Source organism: Streptomyces sp. NPDC052299, from assembly GCF_040679335.1.
Lineage (GTDB): Bacteria > Actinomycetota > Actinomycetes > Streptomycetales > Streptomycetaceae > Streptomyces.
In genome coordinates this window covers 283627-306515 of record NZ_JBFAUP010000005.1, presented here as the reverse complement: position 1 = coordinate 306515, position 22889 = coordinate 283627, and the positions used below count along the sequence as shown (strand labels likewise).

General features: G+C 72.1%; 21 protein-coding genes. 12 read left to right on the top strand and 9 right to left on the bottom strand.

All coding sequences use genetic code 11. The features are described 5' to 3' along the window. Nucleotides 1-29 precede the first annotated feature (29 nt). Nucleotides 30-1004, top strand: a complete 975-nt coding sequence (gene era / locus AB0L33_RS11290; RefSeq protein WP_365679958.1) for a GTPase Era — start codon at nucleotides 30-32, stop codon at nucleotides 1002-1004. Nucleotides 1005-1029: 25 nt separating this feature from the next. On the opposite strand, the gene AB0L33_RS11285 is transcribed toward era, so the two are convergent. Further along, nucleotides 1030-1296, bottom strand: a complete 267-nt coding sequence (locus AB0L33_RS11285; protein WP_365679957.1) for a protealysin inhibitor emfourin — start codon at nucleotides 1294-1296, stop codon at nucleotides 1030-1032. A 25-nt stretch (nucleotides 1297-1321) separates the two neighbouring features. Next, a complete protein-coding gene (locus AB0L33_RS11280; protein ID WP_365679956.1) occupies nucleotides 1322-2398 on the bottom strand; it encodes a M4 family metallopeptidase in 1077 nt (358 codons plus the stop codon). 315 nt (nucleotides 2399-2713) lie between these two features. Here AB0L33_RS11280 and leuA point away from each other — a divergent pair, with 315 nt between their 5' ends. The 7 genes from leuA to AB0L33_RS11245 all read left to right on the top strand — a co-directional run bounded on the left by leuA (nucleotide 2714) and on the right by AB0L33_RS11245 (nucleotide 11295). Next, nucleotides 2714-4501: a 2-isopropylmalate synthase gene (leuA, locus tag AB0L33_RS11275; protein ID WP_365679955.1), complete on the top strand. Its 1788-nt coding sequence runs from the start codon at nucleotides 2714-2716 to the stop codon at nucleotides 4499-4501. A gap of 209 nt (nucleotides 4502-4710) precedes the next feature. Then, nucleotides 4711-5388, top strand: a complete 678-nt coding sequence (locus AB0L33_RS11270; protein ID WP_361018401.1) for a TerB family tellurite resistance protein — start codon at nucleotides 4711-4713, stop codon at nucleotides 5386-5388. 149 nt (nucleotides 5389-5537) lie between these two features. Then, entirely contained in the window at nucleotides 5538-7643 is a 2106-nt protein-coding gene (locus AB0L33_RS11265; protein ID WP_365679953.1) for an MMPL family transporter, read from the top strand. Nucleotides 7644-7675: 32 nt separating this feature from the next. Beyond that, nucleotides 7676-8983 (top strand): histidine kinase, encoded by a 1308-nt coding sequence (locus AB0L33_RS11260; RefSeq protein ID WP_365679951.1) that lies wholly within the window; start codon nucleotides 7676-7678, stop codon nucleotides 8981-8983. After that, nucleotides 8980-9651, top strand: a complete 672-nt coding sequence (locus tag AB0L33_RS11255; protein ID WP_365679949.1) for a response regulator transcription factor — start codon at nucleotides 8980-8982, stop codon at nucleotides 9649-9651. Before AB0L33_RS11260 ends, AB0L33_RS11255 begins: the two co-directional genes overlap by 4 nt. Before the next feature lie 59 nt (nucleotides 9652-9710). Then, nucleotides 9711-10457, top strand: a complete 747-nt coding sequence (gene recO / locus AB0L33_RS11250) for a DNA repair protein RecO (RefSeq protein WP_073965270.1) — start codon at nucleotides 9711-9713, stop codon at nucleotides 10455-10457. Nucleotides 10458-10476: 19 nt separating this feature from the next. Then, complete coding sequence (locus tag AB0L33_RS11245; RefSeq protein WP_073965271.1) at nucleotides 10477-11295, top strand: isoprenyl transferase; 819 nt, start codon at nucleotides 10477-10479, stop codon at nucleotides 11293-11295. A 39-nt stretch (nucleotides 11296-11334) separates the two neighbouring features. Here the strand turns inward: AB0L33_RS11245 and AB0L33_RS11240 are convergent, their stop codons facing one another. The 4 genes from AB0L33_RS11240 to AB0L33_RS11225 form a co-directional block, all read right to left on the bottom strand. Then, nucleotides 11335-11769 (bottom strand): Fur family transcriptional regulator, encoded by a 435-nt coding sequence (locus tag AB0L33_RS11240; RefSeq protein WP_365679946.1) that lies wholly within the window; start codon nucleotides 11767-11769, stop codon nucleotides 11335-11337. Nucleotides 11770-11834: 65 nt separating this feature from the next. Beyond that, nucleotides 11835-12728 carry a metal ABC transporter permease gene (locus AB0L33_RS11235; RefSeq protein ID WP_365679945.1) on the bottom strand — a complete coding sequence of 298 codons (894 nt, stop codon included), beginning with the start codon at nucleotides 12726-12728 and terminating at the stop codon, nucleotides 11835-11837. Nucleotides 12729-12730: 2 nt separating this feature from the next. Further along, nucleotides 12731-13513: a metal ABC transporter ATP-binding protein gene (locus tag AB0L33_RS11230; protein ID WP_365679943.1), complete on the bottom strand. Its 783-nt coding sequence runs from the start codon at nucleotides 13511-13513 to the stop codon at nucleotides 12731-12733. A gap of 74 nt (nucleotides 13514-13587) precedes the next feature. Continuing rightward, a complete protein-coding gene (locus tag AB0L33_RS11225) occupies nucleotides 13588-14541 on the bottom strand; it encodes a metal ABC transporter substrate-binding protein (RefSeq protein WP_365679941.1) in 954 nt (317 codons plus the stop codon). Nucleotides 14542-14684: 143 nt separating this feature from the next. Here AB0L33_RS11225 and AB0L33_RS11220 point away from each other — a divergent pair, with 143 nt between their 5' ends. Continuing rightward, nucleotides 14685-16067, top strand: coding sequence for a glycine--tRNA ligase (locus AB0L33_RS11220; protein ID WP_365679938.1), 1383 nt, complete (start codon nucleotides 14685-14687; stop codon nucleotides 16065-16067). A 245-nt stretch (nucleotides 16068-16312) separates the two neighbouring features. Next, complete coding sequence (locus AB0L33_RS11215; RefSeq protein WP_365679936.1) at nucleotides 16313-16540, top strand: DUF6243 family protein; 228 nt, start codon at nucleotides 16313-16315, stop codon at nucleotides 16538-16540. 76 nt (nucleotides 16541-16616) lie between these two features. Here the strand turns inward: AB0L33_RS11215 and AB0L33_RS11210 are convergent, their stop codons facing one another. Then, nucleotides 16617-18038, bottom strand: coding sequence for an MFS transporter (locus tag AB0L33_RS11210; protein ID WP_365680142.1), 1422 nt, complete (start codon nucleotides 18036-18038; stop codon nucleotides 16617-16619). 166 nt (nucleotides 18039-18204) lie between these two features. On the opposite strand from AB0L33_RS11210, the gene AB0L33_RS11205 reads away from it, so the two are divergent. Continuing rightward, nucleotides 18205-19095 carry a helix-turn-helix domain-containing protein gene (locus AB0L33_RS11205; protein ID WP_365679933.1) on the top strand — a complete coding sequence of 297 codons (891 nt, stop codon included), beginning with the start codon at nucleotides 18205-18207 and terminating at the stop codon, nucleotides 19093-19095. Here AB0L33_RS11205 and AB0L33_RS11200 read toward each other — a convergent pair. Both AB0L33_RS11200 and bla read right to left on the bottom strand, forming a co-directional pair. Beyond that, nucleotides 19065-20546, bottom strand: a complete 1482-nt coding sequence (locus AB0L33_RS11200) for an MFS transporter (protein ID WP_365679931.1) — start codon at nucleotides 20544-20546, stop codon at nucleotides 19065-19067. The two genes, AB0L33_RS11205 and AB0L33_RS11200, sit on opposite strands and share 31 nt — an antisense overlap. Nucleotides 20547-20561: 15 nt before the next feature. Then, nucleotides 20562-21482: a class A beta-lactamase gene (gene bla / locus AB0L33_RS11195; RefSeq protein ID WP_365679929.1), complete on the bottom strand. Its 921-nt coding sequence runs from the start codon at nucleotides 21480-21482 to the stop codon at nucleotides 20562-20564. Between the two features lie 141 nt (nucleotides 21483-21623). Here bla and dusB point away from each other — a divergent pair, with 141 nt between their 5' ends. Further along, on the top strand, nucleotides 21624-22772 hold the full coding sequence (gene dusB / locus AB0L33_RS11190; protein WP_365679927.1) for a tRNA dihydrouridine synthase DusB: 1149 nt from the start codon (nucleotides 21624-21626) through the stop codon (nucleotides 22770-22772). The last annotated feature ends 117 nt before the right edge of the window (nucleotides 22773-22889 follow it).

The following is a 22889-nucleotide window of genomic DNA, read 5'->3' as shown; positions in this document are numbered from 1 at the left end:
GTGCCCCGGCGCTCCCGGGATCGGGGACAATGGGCGCCATGAGCGTTCGACCTAACCCTGAAGCCGCCGCGCGGCAGGCCGAGAACCCCGCCCCCCACCGGGCCGGCTTCGCCTGCTTCGTGGGCCGCCCCAACGCGGGCAAGTCCACCCTGACGAACGCTCTGGTCGGGCGGAAGGTGGCCATCACCTCCAACCGGCCGCAGACGACCCGGCACACCGTGCGCGGCATCGTGCACCGGCCGGACGCCCAGCTGATCCTGGTCGACACCCCCGGGCTCCACAAGCCGCGCACCCTGCTGGGGGAGCGGCTGAACGACGTCGTGCGCACCACCTGGGCCGAGGTCGACGTGATCGGCTTCTGCCTGCCCGCCGACCAGAAGCTCGGCCCCGGCGACAAGTACATCGTCAAGGAGCTCGCGGGCATCAGGAAGACGCCCAAGATCGCGATCATCACCAAGACCGACCTGGTCGACTCCAAGCAGCTCGCCGAACAGCTGCTGGCCGTCTCCCGGCTCGGCGAGGAGCTGGGCTTCGAGTGGGCGGAGATCATCCCGGTCTCGGCCGTCAAGGACCAGCAGGTCGACCTGCTCTCCGACCTGATCGCCCCGCTCCTGCCCGAGGGCCCGCCGCTCTACCCCGAGGGCGACCTCACCGACGAGCCGGAGATGGTGATGGTCGCGGAGCTGATCCGCGAGGCGGCCCTCGAAGGCGTGCGCGACGAGCTGCCGCACTCCATCGCGGTCGTCGTGGAGGAGATGCTGCCGCGCGAGGACCGGCCGGCGGACAAGCCGCTGCTGGACATCCACGCCAACGTCTACATCGAGCGCCCGAGTCAGAAGGGCATCATCATCGGCCCGAAGGGCAAGCGGCTGAAGGACGTCGGCACGAAGTCCCGCAAGCACATCGAGGCCCTGCTCGGCACTCCCGTCTACCTCGACCTGCACGTCAAGGTCGCCAAGGACTGGCAGCGCGACCCGAAGCAACTGCGGAAGCTCGGGTTCTGAGCCGTCCTTCACGCTCCGCCCCGTCTCACGCGCCCTCCTTCAGGACGCGTGAGATCAGGGCGCGCTGGGCCTCGCTCAGGCGGGGGTCCGCGCAGTGCACGGTCGTACCGTCGACCGTTATCCGGTAGCTGAAGCCGTCCGGGACGCCCCGCGGCGCGGCGGCCTGGCCGTCGGCGAGCGCCGAGCCGGCCAGGGCCTCCCACTCCTGGGCATCGGCCCGCCCGGAGGTGTCGACCTCGCGGTGGAGCGCGATGCCGGCGAAGCCGCCGGTCCTGCTCACCCGGATCCGCATGTGATGTCCCTCCCGGGGAAACGCTTCAGTCGGTCGGAACGCCCACCTCCGACCATGCCTTGAGGACGGCCTCCACCTCGTCGCCCTCGCCGAAGCGGCTGCGCGCCGCCGCCACGGTCAGCCGGGCGAAGTCCGCGAACTCCGCGTCCACCGCAAGTTCACCACCTGTGAGCACATCGAACCAGAGCTGGCCCGCCCGCTCCCAGGAATTGCCGCCGAGCGCGGTGGCCAGGAGGTAGAACGCGCGGTTGGGGATGCCGGAGTTGAGGTGGACCCCGCCGTTGTCGTCGCCGGTGTGGACGTAGTCGTCCATCGACGCCGGCTGGGGGTCCTTGCCGAGCACGTCGTCGTCGTACGCGGTGCCGGGCGCCTTCATCGAGCGCAGCGCCACGCCCTGGACCCGGGGCGCGAGCAGCCCCTCGCCGATCAGCCAGTCCGCCTGGTCGGCGGTCTGCCCCAGGGAGTACTGCTTCACGAGGGAGCCGAAGACGTCCGAGACCGACTCGTTGAGCGCGCCGGACTGGCCGTAGTAGCTCAGGTTGGCCGTGTACTGCGTGAGGCCGTGGGCCAGCTCGTGGGCGATCACGTCGAGGGCGACGGTGAAGTCGAGGAAGATCTCCCCGTCCCCGTCTCCGAAGACCATCTGTTCGCCGTCCCAGAAGGCGTTGTTGTACTTCTCGTCGTAGTGGACGGACCCGATCAGCGGGAGTCCCTGGCCGTCGATGGAGCGTCGGCCGTAGGCGGTGAGCAGGAGATCGAAGGTGGCGCCCAGGCCGGCGTACGCGCGGTTGACGCTGGCGTCCTTCGTGGGCTTCTCCCCCTCGCCGCGGACCTTGGTGCCCGGCAGGTCCGTGCCGTGGCGGCAGTCGTAGAGCGTGCGGCGGGGCTTGGTGGCGCCCTCGTCGTCCGGCTCGGCGGGGGTGGTGGGCCGGGCGGCGGTCGTCACCTGGCGCCGGGTGCGGCGGGCCGCGTCGGCCTCCAGGGTGCGGCGGGCCGGATCGGCGAGGACGGGGTCGTCGGACTGGGACAGCTTGTCGAGGACGTGGGGCGGGACGATGGTGCAGAAGACGGGGTGGAACCCCTGCTGTGAACGAGGCTGCATACCTACGACTGTGGCAGTAAGTGAGCATCAAGTCACTGGTTGCAACCGCGGTTGATGAAATGGAGTGATTGGTCACTGTTGGGCGTTTAGGCCGTCCCGTACGGGTAAGGGCGGCTGCCGATCCCGCATACTGAAACGGCACCCACGTCTCGGGCGCCCCTCGGCTAGTCTCGACGCATCATGCGTTTCGGGCTGCTTCTTCTTAGCTGCCGCGGCGAGGGCCTGTAGTCGAGGCCGACCCCCTCCCCGCGGAGTCTGGTGTTGCAGTAACACAGTCGGCCGTCCCGGAGAAGGACACCCGAGGAGCCCTGCGCCATGACCGAAGTGAACCCCGCCCAGACCCCCGCCTCGCACGCCGTCGGCCGGCCCACGCCGATCACCAACGCCACGGTGCTGCAGAAGCCGTCCGGGATGCCGGTCCACAAGTACGGCCGCTACGAGGCAGTCGACATCCCCGACCGCACCTGGCCCGAGAAGCGCATCACGAAGGCGCCCCGCTGGCTCTCCACCGACCTGCGTGACGGCAACCAGGCCCTGATCGACCCGATGTCGCCGGCCCGCAAGCGCGAGATGTTCGACCTGCTCGTACGCATGGGCTACAAGGAGATCGAGGTCGGCTTCCCGTCCTCCGGCGAGACCGACTTCGCCTTCGTCCGCTCCATCATCGAAGAGGGCGCGATCCCCGAGGACGTGACGATCTCCGTCCTGACGCAGGCCCGCGAGGAACTGATCGAGCGGACCGTGGAGTCGCTGCGCGGCGCGCGCCGGGCCACCGTCCACCTGTACAACGCGACCGCCCCGACCTTCCGCCGCGTGGTCTTCCGCGGCTCCCGCGAGGAGGTCAAGCAGATCGCGGTGGACGGCACCCGGCTGGTCATGGAGTACGCCGACAAGATCCTGGGCGACGAGACGATCTTCGGCTACCAGTACAGCCCCGAGATCTTCACCGACACCGAGCTGGACTTCGCCCTGGAGGTCTGCGAGGCGGTCTGTGACGTCTGGCAGCCCGAGGAGGGGCGCGAGATCATCCTGAACCTGCCCGCCACCGTGGAGCGTTCGACGCCGTCCACGCACGCGGACCGGTTCGAGTGGATGTCGCGCAACCTGTCGCGCCGCGAGTTCGTCTGCCTGTCCGTCCACCCGCACAACGACCGCGGTACCGCCGTCGCCGCTGCCGAGCTGGCCCTGATGGCCGGGGCGGACCGGATCGAGGGCTGCCTGTTCGGCCAGGGCGAGCGGACCGGCAACGTCGACCTGGTGACCCTGGGCATGAACCTGTTCTCGCAGGGCGTCGACCCGCAGATCGACTTCTCGCAGATCGATGAGATCCGCCGCACCAGCGAGTACTGCAACCAGATGGAGGTCCACCCGCGCCACCCCTACGCGGGCGACCTGGTCTACACCGCCTTCTCCGGCTCCCACCAGGACGCCATCAAGAAGGGCTTCGACGCCATGGAGGCCGACGCGGCCGCCCAGGGCAAGACCGTGGACGACATCGAGTGGGCGGTTCCGTACCTGCCGATCGACCCGAAGGACGTCGGCCGCTCCTACGAGGCGGTCATCCGCGTCAACTCGCAGTCCGGCAAGGGCGGCATCGCGTACGTCCTGAAGAACGACCACAAGCTGGACCTGCCCCGCCGGATGCAGATCGAGTTCTCCCGGATCATTCAGGCCAAGACCGACGCCGAGGGCGGCGAGGTCACGCCGACGCAGATCTGGAGCGTCTTCCAGGACGAGTACCTGCCCAACCCGGACAACGCCTGGGGCCGCGTCCAGATCCGCTCCGGCCAGAGCACGACCGGCTCCGACGGCCGCGACACGATCACCGTCGAGGCGACCGTGGACGGCGCCGACACCCTGCTGACCGGCACCGGCAACGGCCCGATCTCCGCGTTCTTCGAAGCGCTGCAGGCCATCGGCATCGACGCCCGGCTGCTGGACTACACCGAGCACACCATGAGCGAGGGCGCGAGCGCGCAGGCGGCCTCGTACATCGAGTGCGCCATCGACGGAAAGGTGCTGTGGGGCATCGGCATCGACGCCAACACCACCCGCGCGTCCCTGAAGGCGGTCGTCTCCGCCGTCAACCGCGCCACCCGCTGACCCGGCGCCCGAAAGGGCCCGGAGTCGTACGGTCCACGAACCCCGCCCACCCGTTTCCGGGGGGCGGGGTTCGGCCAATTTCCTGGCGGTTGTGACAGGCGGGGTGCTGACGGCACCACGGGGATGTGGTTAACATCACGTCGACACGGCAGTGTTGCCGGAGTGTTACGGAGGTGTGCGACGTGCGGTCAGCCCTGGGACAACGCGCCATGAAGCTGCGTATCTGCGGCATCCGTACGCTGTGGGACACCACCGGGGACGGGGAGTTCTTCTGCCCCGGCTGCGGCGGTGACCGCAACTACCGCCGCCTCACCGGCCGTCGCCGCTTCGCCGTGCTGGGCGTGCCCCTGCTGCGGCGCGGCACCACGGACCCGGTGGTCGAATGCGCCGCCTGCCACCAGCACTTCGACCCGGAAGCGCTCGACCACCCCACCACCACCCGCTTCTCCGCGATGCTCAGGGACGCCGTGCACACCGTGGCGCTCGGCGTCCTCGCGGCAGGCGGCAGCACCTCCCGTACGGTCCTGGAGAGCGCCGCCGAGACCGTGCGCGGCGCCGGGTTCGAGGACTGCACGCCCGAGCAGCTCGCCACCGTGGTCGAGGTGCTCTCCGCCGACATCGGCCAGGGTTCCGCGTTCGACCCGGCGGCCGAGGCGTGCGGCGCGGCCCTCGCCATCGAGCTGCACGAGGCGCTGGAACCGCTCGCCCCGCACCTCGCCCCCACCGGGCGCGAATCGATTCTGCTCCAGGGCGCCCGGATCGCCCTCGCCGACGGCGCGTACAGCACCGCCGAGCGCGAGGTGCTGACCACCGTCGGCGGGGCGCTGAGGCTGCGCGCCGAGGACACCGCCCGGCTGCTCGCCGAGGCGGCGCGTACGCCCTCCTGATCCACCCCGCCCGGTACTCCCCAGGGAGTAACGGGCCCGCCGCGCCCACCCCTGCAGTAGCCGGGAATTCGGCCCCTGGCGCGACGAAGTTCCCCCGCCCCGACGGGAGTCTGGACACGACCGGACACCCGTACGGAAGGGGGCCTCCCATGAGGACCGAGGAACAGGACAGCGGCAGACGCACACGAACGGTGAGCCGGTGGCGGCTGCTGCCCTGGGCGGTCGTCGCCCTCTGGGCCGCCGTCATGGCCGTCGCCGGACCGTTCGCGGGCAAACTGGGGGACGTACAGGTCAACCGGGCCGTCGACTACCTCCCGGCGAGCGCCGACTCCACCCAGGTCGCGAAGATCCAGGACGTCCTGCCCGGCGGCGAGTCCACCGACCTCGTCCTCGTCTACCACCGCGACGGCGGCCTCACCGCCGCCGACCGGGCGCTCGCGGCCCGGCAGACCGCCGAAGTGGCGAGCGGCCACACCCTCACCGCGCCCCCGCGCGCCGTGCCCTCGAAGGACGGCACCACGCTGATGTACCCGGTCTCCACGACGGAGCCGGGCCAGGACGACGAGGCCCGCTCCGCGTTCGTGGACGACGTCCGCGAGACCGTGCGCGGCGGCGGGGGGCTGGGCGTCGAGGTCGGCGGGCCCGGGGCGATGGACGTGGACGCGAAGAAGGTCTACGGCTCGCTGGGCGGACCGCTGCTCTACACGACCGTCGGCGTCGTGGCGCTGCTGCTGATCCTCATCTACCGCAGCCCGCTGCTGTGGCTGGTGCCGCTCGTCGTCGCGGGCCTCGCCGACGCCTTGTCCATGGCCGTCGTCCACGCGATGAACCAGGGCTTCGACGTCACCGTCACCGGCCAGAGCTCCGCCGTGATGACCATCCTCGTCTTCGGCGCCGGAACCGACTACGCCCTGCTGCTCGTCTCGCGCTACCGCGAGGAGCTGACCCGCGCCGAAGACCCCGGCGACGCGATGGCGGCGGCGCTGCGCGGCTGCGGACCGGCCGTCCTCGCCTCCTCCGGGACCGTCGCCGCGGGACTGCTGTGCCTGCTGGCCGCCGACCTCACCAGCAGCCGGGGGATGGGCCCGATCGCGGCCGTGGGCGTGCTGTGCGCCCTCCTGGCGATGCTGACGCTGCTGCCGGCCGTTCTGGTCCTGCTGGGGCGCCGGGTCTTCTGGCCGCTCGTGCCCGTGTACGGTTCCGAGCCGCGCCGCCGTCGTTCGCTCTTCGCGGCCATGGGCGGCTCCGCCGGGCGCCGTCCGGTCGCGGTCCTCGTCACCGGCGGGGTGCTGCTGGGCGCGCTGTCGCTCGGGGTGTTCCAGCTGCCCGGCAACCTCAAGTTGGAGGACTCCTTCACCACGAAGCCGGATTCGGTCACCGCGATGAGGACCCTCGCCGACGCCTACCCCGGCCGCTCCAGCCGGCCCGTCATCGTGACCACGCCCACCGACGAGGTCCCGGGCGCGCTGGCCCTGGCCCGTACCACCGACGGAGTCGTGGCCGCCGAGCGCGGCCGCAGCGGCGGCGGCTGGACCGAGCTCTCCGTCACCCCGGAGGCCGCCCCGGAATCGGCCGCCGAGCGGGCCACCATCCTCGCCCTGCGCGAACGCCTTCCCGGCAGCCACGTCGGCGGGCCCAGCGCCCAGCAGATGGACCTGGAGAAGGCCGGCACCCGGGACCTGAGGACCATAGTCCCGCTCGTCCTGCTCTCCGTCCTCCTCATCCTGATCGCCCTCCTGCGCAGCCTCGTCGCGCCCCTGCTGCTCGTCGCCGCCGTCGTCGCGGTCTGGGGCGCGTCCCTCGGCATCGGCGGACTGCTCTTCGGACCGCTCCTCGGCCTCGAGGGAACCGACCCCGGGCTGCCCCTGCTCTCCTTCGTCTTCCTGGTGGCCCTGGGCGTCGACTACGGCATCTTCCTGATGCACCGGGTCCGCGAGGAGGCCAGGCGCGGCGCGGAGCCCACCGAGGCGGCGCTCACCGGCCTGCGCACCACCGGCGGGGTCATCGCGTCGGCCGGGCTCGTACTCGCCGCCACCTTCGCCGTCCTGGTGAACATGCCGATGACGGCCCTGGTCGAGATGGGCTTCGTGATCGCCGTCGGCGTCCTCCTCGACACCTTCCTGGTCCGCACCTACCTGGTGACATCGGCGAGCGTGGCGCTCCAGCGCAGGATCTGGTGGCCCGGTGCGCTCAGCCGCCCCGCCCCCGCCCCCGCCGCCGAGCCCCGCGAACCGGAACTCGTAGCGGCCCCGTGACAGCGCCCCGCCCCGTACCCGAGGATGGCGACGTGCCCCCAGCCCACACCCCCGCCACGAGCCGCCGCGACCGCATCCTGGCCGTCGTCAACCGCGACCCGATGCAGGCGCCGCACCGGACGCGCAACGACGCCCTGATCGCCGCGGCCGCCGCGGTGCTCTCCACCGTCCTCGCGCTGGCCGCCGGGGGCGCCGGGAGTATGGGGGCGGCGGGCTGGGCCCTGCTCCTGGGCAGCACCGTACCGCTCGTGTGGCGGCGGCGCGCCCCGGTGCGGGTCCTGCTCGCCATGGTGCCGCTGCTGGCGCTCTACCACGGCGCCGACAACCTCCACACGGCGCCGATGCCGCAGACCTGGATCGTGCTCTACACGGTGGCCGTCACCGGCCGCCCGCTGCGCACCCTGGCCGTCGGCATCGGCGTCACCTCCGTGATGGTGACGGTGGTCCTCGCCCTCAGCGCGCACGACGGGCTCGAACTGCTGCGGATCTCCGGGTGGATCGTCGCGGTGCTGTTCTGCGGGGTCGACGTGCGCATCTACCGCCAGTACGTCGCCTCGGTGCTGGAGCGCGCCGAACGTGCCGAGCGGACCAGGGAGGAGGAGGCGGCCCGCCGGGTCGCGGAGGAGCGGCTGCGGATCGCCCGCGATCTGCACGACCTCCTCGCGCACAGCATCACCGTCATCGGGGTGCGGACCTCGGTCGCCTCGCACATCCTGACCGTCGACCCGGAACGGCTCGACCGGCGGGCCGTGGCCGCCGCGCTGGACGACATCGCCGACACCTGCCGGGAGGCCAGGGCGGAGCTCCGGACCACCCTCCAGGTGCTGCGCTCCACCGGCCCGGACGGCGACGGAGCGGACGCCGAGGGCCCGCTGCCGGACCTGGCCGCCCTGCCCGGCCTCGTACGGGCCGCCGAGGCGGCCGGGGCGCGGGTCGAGCTCGACACCGGCGTCCCGCCGGGCCGCCTCGTGCCGGCCGTCGGGGCGGCCGCCTACCGGATCGTCCAGGAGTCCCTGACCAACGCGGTGCGCCACGCGGGCGCCGGGGTCCGGGTGCGCGTCGTCGTCGCCCCGGCGGCCGGGGCGCTGCGGGTCACGGTCACCGACGACGGCACCGGTCCGGTGGAGGACGGCACCGCGTCCGGGTTCGGGATCGTCGGAATGCGGGAACGCGCCCGCTCCACGGGCGGCACCCTCACGGCGGGCCCCCGCCCCGGCGGCGGCTTCGAGGTGTCGGCCCTGCTGCCCCTCCCGGCCGAGCCCCCGGGAAACCGGCCGGACGGACGAGGCACGGACGCGCGTGAACACGTATCGGCACGGGAGACGGAGACCACCTCATGATCCGGGTACTGCTCGCGGACGATCAGACGCTCGTCCGGGCGGCCTTCGCGATGCTCGTCGGCTCCGATCCGGAGATGGAGGTGGTCGGCGAGGCCGCCACCGGTCTGGAAGCGGTCGCGCTCGCCCGCTCGGCCCGGGCCGACCTCGTCGTCATGGACATCCGGATGCCGGAGCTCGACGGCATCGAGGCCACCCGCCGGATCGCCGCCGACGAGGACCTGGCCGGGGTGAAGGTGCTGGTCCTCACGACCTACGACACCGACGACCACATCGTCGAGGCGCTGCGCGCCGGTGCCTCCGGCTTCCTGGTCAAGGACACCCGGCCCGCCGACCTGCTGGCCGCGATCAGGACCGTCGCGGCCGGGGACTCCCTGCTGTCGCCCGGCCCGACCGCCCGCCTCATCGCCCGGGTGCTCAGCGCTCCGAGCGCTCCCGCCGGGCCCGGGCCCGAGGGCCTCGGCATGCTCTCCGAGCGGGAGTGCCAGGTGCTGGCCCTGGTCGCGCGCGGCCTCAACAACACCGGGATCGCCGAGAGCCTGGGCCTCAGCCCGCTCACCGCCAAGACCCACGTCAGCCGGATCATGGGCAAGCTGGGCGCCCGGGACCGGGCCCAGCTGGTCATCGCCGCCTACGAGTCGGGGCTCGTGGTGCCCGCCGGGGGCGGCTGACCGGGCCGCCTCGCAGGGGCGGGCCCCGGGTGTCGGTGGCGTACCGGACAATGGGACGCATGAGCTTGTTCCGGGACGACGGCGTGGTGCTGCGCACGCAGAAGCTGGGCGAGGCCGACCGGATCATCACGATACTGACCCGGGGCCACGGCCGGGTGCGGGCCGTCGCACGCGGGGTGCGGCGCACCAAGTCGAAGTTCGGCGCCCGTCTCGAACCGTTCTCCCACGTGGACGTGCAGTTCTTCGCGCGGGGCAGCGAGCTGGTCGGGCGCGGGCTGCCGCTGTGCACCCAGAGCGAGACGATCGCCCCGTACGGCGGCGGGATCGTCACGGACTACGGGCGCTACACCGCCGGGACCGCGATGCTGGAGACCGCCGAGCGCTTCACCGACCACGAGGGCGAGCCCGCGGTCCAGCAGTATCTGCTGCTGGTGGGCGGGCTGCGCACGCTGGCCCGGGGGGAGCACGAGCCGCATCTCATCCTGGACGCCTTCCTGCTGCGCTCCCTCGCGGTCAACGGCTACGCCCCCAGCTTCGACGACTGCGCCCGCTGCGGACTGCCGGGCCCCAACCGTTTCTTCTCGGTGGCGGCGGGCGGAGTCGTATGCGGCGACTGCCGGGTGCCCGGCAGCGTCGTACCCTCGGCTGAGGCCGTCGCCCTGCTGAGCGCCCTGCTCACCGGCGACTGGGAGACGGCGGACGCGTGCGAGGCGCGTCATGTCAGGGAGGGGAGCGGGCTGGTGTCCGCCTATCTGCACTGGCATCTGGAGCGCGGGCTGCGTTCACTGCGGTACGTAGAGAAGTGACACAGGGAGACTGAAGCTCATGGCAGTACGCGGGATGCTCGGCGGCCGTAACCGGCGCGACTACAAGACCCCGGAGCCGCACCCGTCCGGTGCCGTGCCCCCGAAGATCCCCGGTGAGCTGGTGCCCAAGCACGTCGCCATCGTGATGGACGGCAACGGCCGCTGGGCCAAGGAGCGCGGCCTGCCGCGCACCGAGGGACACAAGGTCGGCGAGGGCGTCGTCATGGACGTGCTCAAGGGCTGCATCGAGATGGGCGTCAAGAACCTCTCGCTGTACGCCTTCTCCACGGAGAACTGGAAGCGGTCCCCGGAGGAGGTGAAGTTCCTGATGAACTTCAACCGGGACGTCATCCGCCGCCGCCGTGACGAGATGGACGAGCTCGGCATCCGCATCCGCTGGGTGGGGCGCATGCCCAAGCTGTGGAAGTCCGTCGTCCAGGAGCTCCAGGTCGCCCAGGAGCAGACCAAGGACAACGACAGGATGACGCTGTACTTCTGCGTCAACTACGGCGGCCGGGCCGAGATCGCGGACGCCGCGCAGCGGATCGCCCAGGACGTCGCCGCCGGGCGGCTCGACCCGTCGAAGGTCAACGAGAAGACGTTCGCGAAGTACATCTACTACCCGGACATGCCGGACGTGGACCTCTTCGTGCGGCCCAGCGGCGAGCAGCGCACCTCGAACTACCTGATCTGGCAGAGCGCTTACGCCGAGATGGTCTTCCAGGACGTGCTGTGGCCCGACTTCGACCGCCGCGACCTGTGGCGCGCCTGTCTGGAATTCGCCCAGCGCGACCGCCGGTTCGGGGGCGCCGAGGAGGTCGCGGCCTCGGGGAGCTGAACGGAAGGGCCGACGGGGGTGTCCCCGCCGGCCCGCTCGTCACTTCTCGCCGCCCGCGCAGTCCGCGCAGGTGCCGAAGACCTCGACCGTGTGCGCCACGTTGACGAAGCCGTGCTGGCTGGCGATGGTCTCCGCCCACTGCTCGACCACGGGGCCCTCGACCTCGACCGCCTTGCCGCAGACGCGGCAGACCAGGTGGTGGTGGTGCTCGCCGGTCGAGCAGCGCCGGTAGACGGACTCGCCCTCCGTGGTGCGCAGGACGTCCACCTCACCGGCGTCCGCGAGGGACTGGAGCGTGCGGTAGACCGTCGTCAGGCCGACGGAGTCCCCCCGGTGCTTGAGGACGTCGTGCAGCTCCTGAGCGCTGCGGAACTCGTCCACCTCGTCCAGCGCCGCCGCGACGGCCGCGCGCTGCCGGGTCGAGCGGCCGCGTACCGGAGCCGCGTTCGTACCACTGATCGGCGCCGTCGCCACAGGAGCCTCCTCGTGTCGCCCGTACATCTGTCGGGCCATTGTGCCAGCCCGCCCCTTCCGGGGGTTCAGACTCGGACGTCGTCCGGTGCCGGGCGGGCCCCCGGTACTTCCAGGGTGCACCGCTCCGCCTCGGTCTCGCCGCGCCGGGCGCGGCGGCGGGCGAGCGGGGCCGCGAGCAGCGTCAGGACGACGAAGACGCCGATGGCCATCAGCACGATCGTCGCGCCGGGCGGGACGTCCTGGTAGTACGAGGTGATGGTGCCGGACAGGGTGACGCCGACGCCGATGACGACGGAGAGCACGAACGTCACCTTGAAGGACCGGGTGATCTGCTGCGCGGCGGCGACCGGGACCACCATCAGGGCGCTGACCAGCAGCAGCCCCACGACCCGCATCGCGACCGTCACGGTCACGGCGGCGGTGACCGCGACGAGCAGGTTCAGCAGCCGCACCGGCAGACCCGTCACCCGGGCGAACTCCTCGTCCTGGCTGACGGCGAACAGCTGCCGCCGCAGCCCCACCGTCACCAGCAGCACGAACGCGGCGAGCAGCGAGATCGCGGTGATGTCCTCGGAGGAGACCGTGGACAGCGAGCCGAAGAGGTACGAGGTCAGGTTGGCGTTCGAGCCGGTGTCGGAGAGGTTGATCAGCAGGACGCCGCCCGCCATGCCCCCGTAGAAGAGCATGGCCAGCGCGATGTCGCCGCGGGTGCGGCCGTACCAGCGGATCAGCTCCATGACGACCGCGCCCGCGACGGCGACGGCGGTGGCCATCCAGACCGGGCTGGTGGAGAGCAGGAAGCCGAGGCCGACGCCGGTCATCGCGATGTGGCCGATGCCGTCGCCCATCAGGGCCTGCCGGCGCTGCACGAGATAGATGCCGACGGCGGGCGCGATGACGCCGACCAGCATGGCGGCGAGCAGGGCGCGCTGCATGAAGGGAGGGTCGAGGAATTCCATGATCAGCTCAGCAGTCCCGTCCGGACGGGCTCGGAAGCCGCGTGGGGGTGTACGTGGTCGTGGCCGGGCAGCGCGTGCTGCCCGACGGCCTTCGGGGGCGGCCCGTCGTGCAGGACGCAGCCGTCGCGCAGGACGACCGCCCGGTCGATCAGGGGCTCCAGCGGGCCCAGCTCGTGCAGGACGAGGAGCACGGTGGCGCCGGCGGCGACCTGCTCGCGCAGGGTGGCGGCCAGGATCTCCTGGCTGGCCAGGTCCACGCCCGCCATCGGCTCGTCCATGATCAGGAGCTCCGGTTCGGCGGCGAGCGCACGGGCGATCAGCACGCGCTGGTGCTGGCCGCCGGAGAGGGCGTTCACCGAGTCCTTCGCGCGGTCGGCGAGGCCGACGAGCTCGATGGCCCGGTCGACGGCGGCGCGGTCGGCCTTGCGGAGGAGGCCCAGCCGGGCGCGGGAGAGCCGCCCGGCGGAGACGACCTCGCGGATCGTGGCGGGCACGCCGCCGGCCGCCGTGGTGCGCTGCGGTACGTAGCCGACCCGGGCCCAGTCGCGGAAGCGGCGCAGGGGGGTGCCGAAGAGCTCGACGGTGCCGCCGGTCAGGGGGACCTGGCCGATGACGGAGCGGACCGCGGTGGACTTGCCGGAGCCGTTGGCGCCGAGCAGGGCGACGACCTCGCCCGGGCGCACGGTCAGGTCGACGCCGCGCAGCACGGGGCGCGCGCCCAGCGTTGCGGTGGCGTCGCGTACGGCGATCACGGGTTCGCGGGTGGGGTACTGGGGCTCGGGCATGAGCGCCTCCGGTGCTGCTGCGCGGTTCGGGCCGGCGGGTGCGGTGGGATCGCCGGGTGCGGTGGGGTCGTCGCTCACTTCGCGCCGAGCGCCGAGCGCAGGGCGGCGAGGTTGGACTTCATGACCCCGATGTAGTCATCGCCCTTGGAGCTGTCGGTGATTCCCTCCAGCGGGTCCAGGACGTCGGTCTTGAGGCCGGTGTCGCGGGCGACGGTCTTCGCGGTCTTGTCACTGGCGAGCGTCTCGAAGAAGACGGTCGTGACGTTCTTCTCCTCGGCGATGGAGTGCAGGGCGCTGATGCGGGCGGGGCTGGGCTCGGCCTCGGGGTCGATGCCGGCGATGCCCTCCTGGGTGAGGCCGTAGCGCTCGGCGAGGTAGCCGAAGGCGGAGTGCGTGGTGATGAACGTCTTCGTCGCCGTGTTCTTCAGCCCGGTCCGGTACGCGGTGTCGAGCGCGCCCAGCTCCTCGACCAGGGCGTCGGTGTTCTCGCGGTAGTCCGCGGCGTGGTCCGGGTCGGTCTTCTCCAGGGACTTGCCGACGCCCTTGGCGACCTCGGTGTACTTCACCGGGTCCAGCCAGATGTGCGGGTCGGCGCCGGCCTCGTCGCCCTCGTGCTCGTGGCCGTGCTCCTCGCCGCCGGTCTCGGTGCCGTGGTCCTCCAGCGTGGTCAGCGTCGCGGCGTCGAGGGTGTGGGAGGCGCCGGACTGCTTGATGGCCTCGTCGACGGCGGGCTGGAGGCCCTTGAGGTAGAGGATGAAGTCCGCGTCGCTGAGCCTGCCGGTCTGCCGGGGGCTGAGCTCCAGGTCGTGGGGCTCCACGCCGGGCTTGGTGAGGGTGGTGACCGAGACGTGGTCGCCGCCTATGCGCTCGGCCAGGAACTGCATCGGATAGAAGGACGCCACCACGTCCAGCCTGCCGTCGCTCTTGTGGTCGGAGCTGTCGGACGAGGAGCAGGCGGTGACGGCGGTGAGGCCGAGCGCGACCGCGCCGGTGACGGCGACGGCCGGTATGAGGCGGCGTATGTTCATGACACTCATTTTCAACAAAACTGGAAACGATTGTCAACAAGCGGGGTTCGCGAACGGGACCGGTACCGATTTGATCGAAGGGGAGGCGCCGCCGGTAATCTGGGCCCTTCGCCCGCCCGTTCCGTCGTAATGAAGAGAGCACCGTGGCCGCCGACAAGATCGACACCATCGTCAGCCTGAGCAAGCGCCGTGGCTTCGTCTACCCCTGCAGCGAGATCTACGGTGGTCAGAAGGCCGCCTGGGACTACGGGCCGCTGGGCGTCGAGCTCAAGGAGAACCTCAAGCGCCAGTGGTGGCGCTACATGGTCACCTCGCGCGAGGACGTCGTCGGCATCGACTCGTCGGTCATCCTGGCCCCCGAGGTGTGGGTGGCCTCCGGCCACGTCGCCACGTTCTCGGACCCGTTGACCGAGTGCACCTCCTGCCACAAGCGCTACCGCGCGGACCACCTGGAGGAGGCGTACGAGGAGAAGCACGGCAAGGCGCCCGCCAACGGCCTCGCCGACCTCAACTGCCCCAACTGCGGCAACAAGGGCACCTTCACCGAGCCCAAGCAGTTCTCCGGCCTGCTCTCCACGCACCTCGGTCCGACCCAGGACTCCGGCTCGGTCGCCTATCTGCGCCCCGAGACCGCCCAGGGCATCTTCACCAACTTCTCCCAGGTGCTGACCACCGCGCGCAAGAAGCCCCCGTTCGGCATCGCGCAGATGGGCAAGTCCTTCCGCAACGAGATCACTCCGGGCAACTTCATCTTCCGCACGCGCGAGTTCGAGCAGATGGAGATGGAGTTCTTCGTCAAGCCGGGCGAGGACGAGCAGTGGCAGGAGTACTGGATGGAACAGCGCTGGAACTGGTACACCGGTCTCGGCCTGCGCGAGGAGAACATGCGGTGGTTCGAGCACCCGCAGGAGAAGCTCTCCCACTACTCCAAGCGCACCGCTGACATCGAGTACCGCTTCCGCTTCGGCGGCAGCGAGTGGGGCGAGCTGGAGGGCGTCGCCAACCGCACCGACTACGACCTCACCGCCCACTCCAAGGCGTCGGGCACGGACCTCTCCTTCTTCGACCAGGAGAAGAGCGAGCGCTACACCCCGTACGTCATCGAGCCCGCCGCCGGTGTCGGCCGTTCGCTGCTGGCCTTCCTCCTCGACGCGTACAGCGAGGACGAGGCGCCGAACGCCAAGGGCGTCATGGAGAAGCGCGCCGTGATGCGCCTCGACCCGCGCCTGGCGCCGGTCAAGGTCGCGGTGCTCCCGCTCTCCCGCAACCCCCAGCTCTCGCCGAAGGCCAAGGGCCTCGCCGCCGACCTCCGGCAGAACTGGAACATCGAGTTCGACGACGCCGGCGCCATCGGCCGCCGCTACCGCCGCCAGGACGAGATCGGTACGCCGTTCTGCGTCACCGTCGACTTCGACACCCTGGACGACAACGCGGTCACCGTCCGCGAGCGCGACACGATGAAGCAGGAGCGCGTCTCCCTGGACCAGATCCAGGGCTACCTCGCCTCCCGCCTGCTCGGCTGCTGACGCCCGCACCCGCTGGACGAGGCCCCCGCTTCCGCGCCCGCCGCGGAACCGGGGGCCTCGTGCGTCCGGAGGCCGGAGAGCGGAAAACCGGGTGAGCCGGGCGCCCGGTATGGGTACCGTCCTGCCCATGTATTCGTTCTTCCAGATCTACGAGTGAGAGCGCGGCGGGCCCGACCACCCGCCGCCCCCCGGATCGATCCGAGGTCGCGAGAGACCTCACCGAGACCACACATTGGGAGAACCCCATGGCCAAGAGCCGCAACAACCTCCTCGGCGTCGGCGGACAGCGCAAGAAGCTGTCCCGCGCCGGGGCGCAGGGTGCCGGCCCCGCCGGAGAGGCCGCCGACCGCAGGGCGGCCGCCGACCAGAAGCAGGAGCTGCTCCGCAAGATGCGGGAGCGGGCCGCCGGCACCGAGCCCGACACCGCCGAGGCCGACGAGGCGCAGGCCCCGGAGGCCCCCGAGCAGAGCTGACGCCAAGCCCTCAGGGCCCCGGCGGGCGGACCACCAGGTCCGTCCGCCGGGGCCCTCGCGCTTCCGGCCGCCGCCCCTATGCCACCGTGCGCGGCAGCCGCAGGCTCAGCGCGGTCGTCAGGGCGACCGCCGCCAGCTGGACCAGCAGCGTCACGATCAGGGCGTCCCGCATCCCCGACCCCGGCACCAGGGCCAGGAACAGCGAGCCGAGCGTCGCCACGCCCAGGGTCAGCGTCGCCTGCTGGGTCGTCGTCATCACACCGCCGCCCACCCCGGCCCGCTCCGGCGGCACGTCCGACAGGATGATGCGGAAGATGACGGGCAGTTGGAGGCCCTGACCGAAACCGGCGACCGCCATGCCGGGCAGCAGGCCCGCCATGCCCAGGTCCGGCCAGCCCCGCCACACGCTGAGCGCGAGCACCGCCACGCCCACCGCCTGGATCAGCCCGCCGGCCGTCACGACCCGGCTGCCGTACCGCCGCACCAGCCGGGGACCGGCCAGCGAGGCCACGAAGAAGGCCACCGCCATCGGCGCCATCGACAGGCCGGACAGCGCCGGGCCCAGCTCCAGGCCCTGCTGGAGCGCGACCGCGATGACGAACATGAAGCCGCCGAAGCCCACCGAGAACGGCACCACCAGGGCAAGGCCGCGCCGCAGCGACTCCAGGCGCAGCAGGCTCGGCGGCACCAGCGGAATCAGCCCGCGCCGGTCCGCCCGCCGCTCCACCCGGTAGAACGCCGCCGCGGCGAACGGGAACAGCGCGAGGGACACCCAGGTCCACAGCGGCCAGCCCGCCGCCCGGCCCTCGGTGAGCGGGGCCAGCAGCGTCAGCAGCGACACCGCGAGCAGCAGCGTGCCCGGTACGTCGACGGGCGCGGGGCGGTCCGCCCGCGTCTCCGGGACCGCGCGCGCCGCCAGCACCAGACCCAGCGCCGCGACGGGCACGTTGACCAGGAACACCGACCGCCAGCCCGCGCTCTCGCCGAACACCGAGGACAGCGGTGCGGCGGCGACCAGCGCCCCGCCCAGGATCTGGCCCGCGACCATGGAGAGCCCGGCCGTCGCCCCGTACAGGCTCATCGCCCGGGCCCTGCGGTGGCCGGAGGTGGCCGCCTGGATGGTGGCGAGGACCTGCGGCAGCATCAGCGCGGCCGACGCGCCCTGCGCCACCCGCGCCCCGACCAGGGTCCAGGCGGTCGGGGCGAGCCCGCAGGCCAGCGAGGTGAGCCCGAAGGCCGCGATCCCGGCCAGGAAGAGCCGGCGCCGGCCCGCCATGTCACCGAGCCGCCCGCCGAGGACCAGCAGCACGGCGTACGCGAGGCCGTAGCCCGCGACGACCAGTTCCAGCAGGGCCGGGCCCGCCGCCAGGTCGTGGTCGATGGTGGGCAGGGCCACGTTGACGATGAAGAAGTCGATCAGGGGAAGGGCCGCGCCCAGCAGCACGGTGAACAGCCCCAGCGTGCCGAGCACCGGGGCGGGATGGTCGTGCCGCACCACCGGGGAGGCGGCGGTGGCGGCTGCCGTTGACGTCCGTACAGAGGATTCACTCACGTCAACGACGATCGCTCCGCCCGCAGCCTGGTACCAGAGTGTCCTTATCCTGGTACAAGGACCACCAGGCACCAGCCGCCCGGAGCCCGTACCGGGCCCGCACCCTGGAGGAATGACGACGATGGCGACGCCCCTGACGCAGCCGGCCGCCCCCGGCGCGAGCGAGCCCGACATCCGGCGGCACGAGCTGGCGAACTTCCTGCGCAGCCGCCGCGAACGGATCACCCCCGAGCAGGTCGGTCTCGTCCGGGGCCGCCGCCGGCGCACCCCGGGGCTGCGCCGCGAGGAGGTCGCCCAGCTCTCCGCCGTCGGCGTCACCTGGTACACCTGGCTCGAACAGGCCCGGGACATCCAGGTCTCGCCCCAGGTCCTCGACGCCCTCGCCCGCGCCCTGCTCCTGGACCGCAGCGAGCGCAGTCACCTCTTCTCGCTCGCCGCGGCCATCGACCCGGCCCCCGGCGCGGACTGCCCGCACCTCACCCAGGCGCTGCGGACCATGCTGCGGCAGCTGGAGCCGATCCCCGCCTGCGTGCAGAACAGCCGGTACGACATCCTCGCCCACAACCGCACGTACGGGCGGCTGCTCTGCGACCTGGAGGAGGTGGCCCCCGAGGACCGCAACGTCATGCTGCTCGCCCACACCAACGAGCAGTGGCGGGCCTCGGTCATGGACACCGCCGAGGTCACCCGCTACATCACCGCCAAGTTCCGCGCGGCGATGGCGGAACACCTCGCCGAGCCCGCCTGGAAGGAGCTGCTGGGGCGCCTGGAGGCGGCCTCGGAGGAGTTCCGCGAGAACTGGGCCCGGCACGAAGTCGTCGGGGCGGGCAGCCGGTCCAAGGTCTTCCGTAACGCCTGGGTGGGCCTGCTCCGCGTGGAGGCCACCGACCTCTGGCTCGGCCCCTCGGCCGGGCCGCGCCTGGTCAGCTACCCGCCCCGGGACGACGAGACGTACGAGCGGCTGGCGCGCCTTCAGGAACTGGTGCGCGCCGCCGAGGACTGAGCGGCCGGGTCCCCGGCCGCTGGTGCCGCCACCGGCTCCGCCAGCCGTTCCGCCGTCCGGCGGGCGGTGGAACGGGCCCGGCGCCCGCTGCTCAGGGCGCCGATCAGCAGGACGGCGAGCCCGCAGCCGGTGACGATCCACCAGCCGGGCCGGCTCGCCGCCACGAAGCCGTCCGCGCCGCCCGGGTCCGCCATGCCCGCCGCCAGGACCGCGCCGATCACGGCCACCCCGAGGGTCTGCCCGATCTGCCGGCTGGTGGAGGCGACGGCGGCCGCCACGCCCGCCTGGGAACGGGGCATGCCGGAGACCGCGGTATTGGTGATGGGCGCGTTCACCGAGCCGAAGCCCAGGCCGAACAGCACGTACGCGGCGAACATCGAGACCGTCCCGGTCTCCGCGTCGAACGCCGCCAGCATCAGCCCGCTCAGCGCCATCGCGCCGCCCGCGATCAGCAGCGGGACGCGCGGACCGCGACTGGCCACGAGCCGCCCGGACAGCGGGGAGAGCAGGCACACCACGGCCGCCATCGGCAGCGTGTAGAGCCCGGCGTCCAGTGCGCTCAGGCCCCGGACGTCCTGGAGGTAGAGCGTGTTGAGGAAGAGGAAGCCGCCGAGCGCGGCGAAGGCGCTGACCGCGATGATCGTGGCGCCGCTGAACGGCACGCTGCGGAAGAACCGCAGATCGATCAGCGGATCGGCCCGCCGGGGCTCGTACACCAGCAGGCCCACGAGGGCCGCCGCCGCGAGCCCCGCGAAGAGCAGGATCTCTCCGGAGGTCCACCCCTTCTGCGGGGCCTCGATGATCGCGTACGTCAGCGAGCCGAGCAGCGTGATCACCAGGAGCTGGCCCAGCGGGTCCGGGCGGCGGGCCCGGTGGGCGCGCGACTCGGGGACGTAACGCCAGGTCAGCAGCAGGGCGGCGAGGCCCACCGGGAGGTTGACCCAGAAGATCGACCGCCAGCCGACCGAGTCGACCAGGCCGCCGCCGACCACCGGCCCCGCCGCCATCGAGATGCCGACGACCCCGCCCCAGACCCCGATCGCACGGGCGCGCTCGCGGGGGTCGGTGAAGGTGTTGGTGATGATCGACATCGCGACCGGATTGAGCATCGAGCCGCCCACGGCCTGCACCATCCGGAAGGCGATGAGCGCCTCCAGGTTCGGCGCCAGCGAGCAGAGCGCCGATCCCAGGGTGAAGAGGACCAGGCCGGCCATGAAGACCTTCCGCCGGCCGATCCGGTCGGCGGTGGAACCGGCGAGCATCAGCAGGGAGGCGAGGACGAGCGTGTACGCGTCGATCGTCCACTGCATCCCCGCGACGCTGGCGTCCAGCTCCCGGCGCATGGCGGGCAGGGCGACGTTCAGGGCGGTGGTGTCGAGGCTGACGATCAGCAGGCTCATGCAGCAGATCGCCAGCACCAGCATCCGCCGCCGGTGGCTGAGCTCAGGCATTCATCGATAGTACGACTAACTAACGACTGTCGCCGCCAGGGCCTCCGCCGCGTCCCGCACCAGCGGGTGGTCGCCCGCCGCGTCGGAGGCGCCCGCCGGCTTCGTCGTCAGCACCGCCAGGACCACCGGCACGCCCTCCGGCGTCCACGCGACGCCCACGTCGTTGCACGAGCCGTACGAGCCGCCGCCCGTCTTGTCGGCCACCGTCCACTCCGGCGGCAGCCCGGCCCGGAACCGCGTACCGCTCGTCCGGCAGTTCAGCAGCCAGTGGGTCAGCAGTGCGCGGTCCCGGCGCTCCAGCACGTCCCCCAGGACGAGCCGGGCGTAGTCGCGGGCGAGCGCGGACGGGGTCGTGGTGTCGGTGACCCGGCCCGGCTCGGCGCTGTTCAGCTCGGGCTCCCAGCGGTCCAGCCGGGTCACACGGTCGCCCAGGGAGCGCGCGAAGCGGGTGACGGCGGCCGGGCCGCCCAGCTCGCGCAGCAGCAGGTTGGCCGCGGTGTTGTCGCTGTCGCCGATCGCGGCGTCGCAGAGGCGGGCGACGCTCAGCCCGCTCGCGAGGTGCTCCGGGGTGTCGGTGACCGGCGAATCGGACACGCAGTCCGCCTTCGTGTAGTGGATCACCTTCTCCAGCACCTCGCCGTCCCGGTCCAGGTCCCGCAGGACGGCCGCCGCGGCGAGCGTCTTGAAGGTGGACAGCATCGGGAAGCGCTCGTCCGCCCGGTGCCGCACCGCGACCCCGGTGGCCACGTTGTACGCGAAGGCGCCGACGCGGGCCCCGTGCGTCCGCTCCAGCTCGCGCAGCCGGGCCGTCGCGGATCCGGTCGCCGCGCGGGCGGTCCCCGCCGCGCCGACGAGCAGCGCGCCCGCGGCACCGAGCGCGAGCAGTCCGCGACGGCTGGGGGAGCCGAGGGCTAAGGGGGAAGAGGTCGTCGTCATGAGCTTCGTCTCCTTGGTCCACCGGCTTCGCGCCGGAAACCCCACGCTACGGGGCGGGTCCGACAACGCCGCCGCTTTCCCCGGGCCCGGCGGGGCGCGACGCCCCGGGGAGCAGTCATCGGCGTACGGGACAATGGGGCCATGACCACGCTCGCCCCCTCGCCCCCGCTGCTCCGCATCGGCCCGCACACCGTGCAGCCGCCGGTGGTCCTCGCCCCCATGGCCGGTATCACCAACGCCCCCTTCCGCACGCTGTGCCGGGAGTTCTCGGGCGGCAAGGGCCTGTTCGTCAGCGAGATGATCACGACGAGGGCCCTGGTCGAGCGCAACGAGAAGACCATGCAGCTCATCCACTTCGACGCGTCCGAGACCCCGCGCTCGATCCAGCTGTACGGAGTGGACCCGGACACGGTCGGCAAGGCGGTCAGCATGATCGTCGACGAGAACCTCGCCGACCACATCGACCTCAACTTCGGCTGCCCCGTCCCCAAGGTCACCCGCAAGGGCGGCGGCTCGGCCCTCCCGTACAAGCGGCCGCTGCTGCGCGCGATCCTGCACGAGGCGGTCTCCCGGGCCGGGGACCTGCCCGTCACGATCAAGATGCGCAAGGGCATCGACGACGACCACCTCACCTACCTCGACGCCGGCCGGATCGCCGTCGAGGAGGGCGTCACGGCGGTCGCGCTGCACGGCAGGACCACCGCCCAGCACTACGGCGGCACGGCCGACTGGGACGCCATCGCCCGGCTCAAGGAGCACGTCCCGGAGATCCCGGTGCTCGGCAACGGCGACATCTGGTGCGCGGACGACGCCCTGCGCATGATGCGCGAGACCGGCTGCGACGGCGTGGTCGTGGGACGCGGCTGCCTCGGCCGCCCCTGGCTCTTCGGCGACCTGGTCAGCGCGTTCGAGGGCACCGGGACCCGGCAGGCGCCGACGCTGCGCACCGTCGCCGACGTGATGCTGCGCCACGCGACCCTGCTGGGGGAGTGGATCGGCGACGAGGCGCGGGGAGTGATCGACTTCCGCAAGCACGTCGCCTGGTACCTCAAGGGCTTCGCGGTCGGCTCCGAGATGCGGAAGAAGCTGGCGATCACCTCCTCGCTGGAGGAGCTGGGCTCCCAGCTCCAGGAGCTGGACCTCGACCAGCCCTGGCCGGACGGCGCCGACGGCCCGCGCGGCCGCACCTCCGGCAACAACCGGGTGGCTCTCCCGGACGGCTGGCTGAAGGACCCGTACAACTGCGCGGGCGTCAGCGCCGACGCGGAGCTGGACACCTCCGGGGGCTGAGAAGCGACCGACGTGTGGGGGGCACTCAGTGCCCCCCACACGTGTTTTTCGCTCATCCGAGCGGCCCCTCTATCGAGTGATTCTCGCCACCTTGAGACGCTGCGCGCTCAGATGAGC

What these genes read in the sequence shown, in the direction of transcription:
- era (WP_365679958.1), top strand. Translation starts at nt 30, where the DNA reads ATGGGCGCCATGAGCGTTCGACCTAACCCTGAAGCCGCCGCGCGGCAG.
- AB0L33_RS11285 (WP_365679957.1), bottom strand. Translation starts at nt 1,296, where the DNA reads ATGCGGATCCGGGTGAGCAGGACCGGCGGCTTCGCCGGCATCGCGCTC.
- AB0L33_RS11280 (WP_365679956.1), bottom strand. Translation starts at nt 2,398, where the DNA reads ATGCAGCCTCGTTCACAGCAGGGGTTCCACCCCGTCTTCTGCACCATC.
- leuA (WP_365679955.1), top strand. Translation starts at nt 2,714, where the DNA reads ATGACCGAAGTGAACCCCGCCCAGACCCCCGCCTCGCACGCCGTCGGC.
- AB0L33_RS11270 (WP_361018401.1), top strand. Translation starts at nt 4,711, where the DNA reads ATGAAGCTGCGTATCTGCGGCATCCGTACGCTGTGGGACACCACCGGG.
- AB0L33_RS11265 (WP_365679953.1), top strand. Translation starts at nt 5,538, where the DNA reads ATGAGGACCGAGGAACAGGACAGCGGCAGACGCACACGAACGGTGAGC.
- AB0L33_RS11255 (WP_365679949.1), top strand. Translation starts at nt 8,980, where the DNA reads ATGATCCGGGTACTGCTCGCGGACGATCAGACGCTCGTCCGGGCGGCC.
- recO (WP_073965270.1), top strand. Translation starts at nt 9,711, where the DNA reads ATGAGCTTGTTCCGGGACGACGGCGTGGTGCTGCGCACGCAGAAGCTG.
- AB0L33_RS11245 (WP_073965271.1), top strand. Translation starts at nt 10,477, where the DNA reads ATGGCAGTACGCGGGATGCTCGGCGGCCGTAACCGGCGCGACTACAAG.
- AB0L33_RS11235 (WP_365679945.1), bottom strand. Translation starts at nt 12,728, where the DNA reads ATGGAATTCCTCGACCCTCCCTTCATGCAGCGCGCCCTGCTCGCCGCC.
- AB0L33_RS11230 (WP_365679943.1), bottom strand. Translation starts at nt 13,513, where the DNA reads ATGCCCGAGCCCCAGTACCCCACCCGCGAACCCGTGATCGCCGTACGC.
- AB0L33_RS11225 (WP_365679941.1), bottom strand. Translation starts at nt 14,541, where the DNA reads ATGAACATACGCCGCCTCATACCGGCCGTCGCCGTCACCGGCGCGGTC.
- AB0L33_RS11215 (WP_365679936.1), top strand. Translation starts at nt 16,313, where the DNA reads ATGGCCAAGAGCCGCAACAACCTCCTCGGCGTCGGCGGACAGCGCAAG.
- AB0L33_RS11205 (WP_365679933.1), top strand. Translation starts at nt 18,205, where the DNA reads ATGACGACGATGGCGACGCCCCTGACGCAGCCGGCCGCCCCCGGCGCG.
- AB0L33_RS11200 (WP_365679931.1), bottom strand. Translation starts at nt 20,546, where the DNA reads ATGCCTGAGCTCAGCCACCGGCGGCGGATGCTGGTGCTGGCGATCTGC.
- bla (WP_365679929.1), bottom strand. Translation starts at nt 21,482, where the DNA reads ATGACGACGACCTCTTCCCCCTTAGCCCTCGGCTCCCCCAGCCGTCGC.
- dusB (WP_365679927.1), top strand. Translation starts at nt 21,624, where the DNA reads ATGACCACGCTCGCCCCCTCGCCCCCGCTGCTCCGCATCGGCCCGCAC.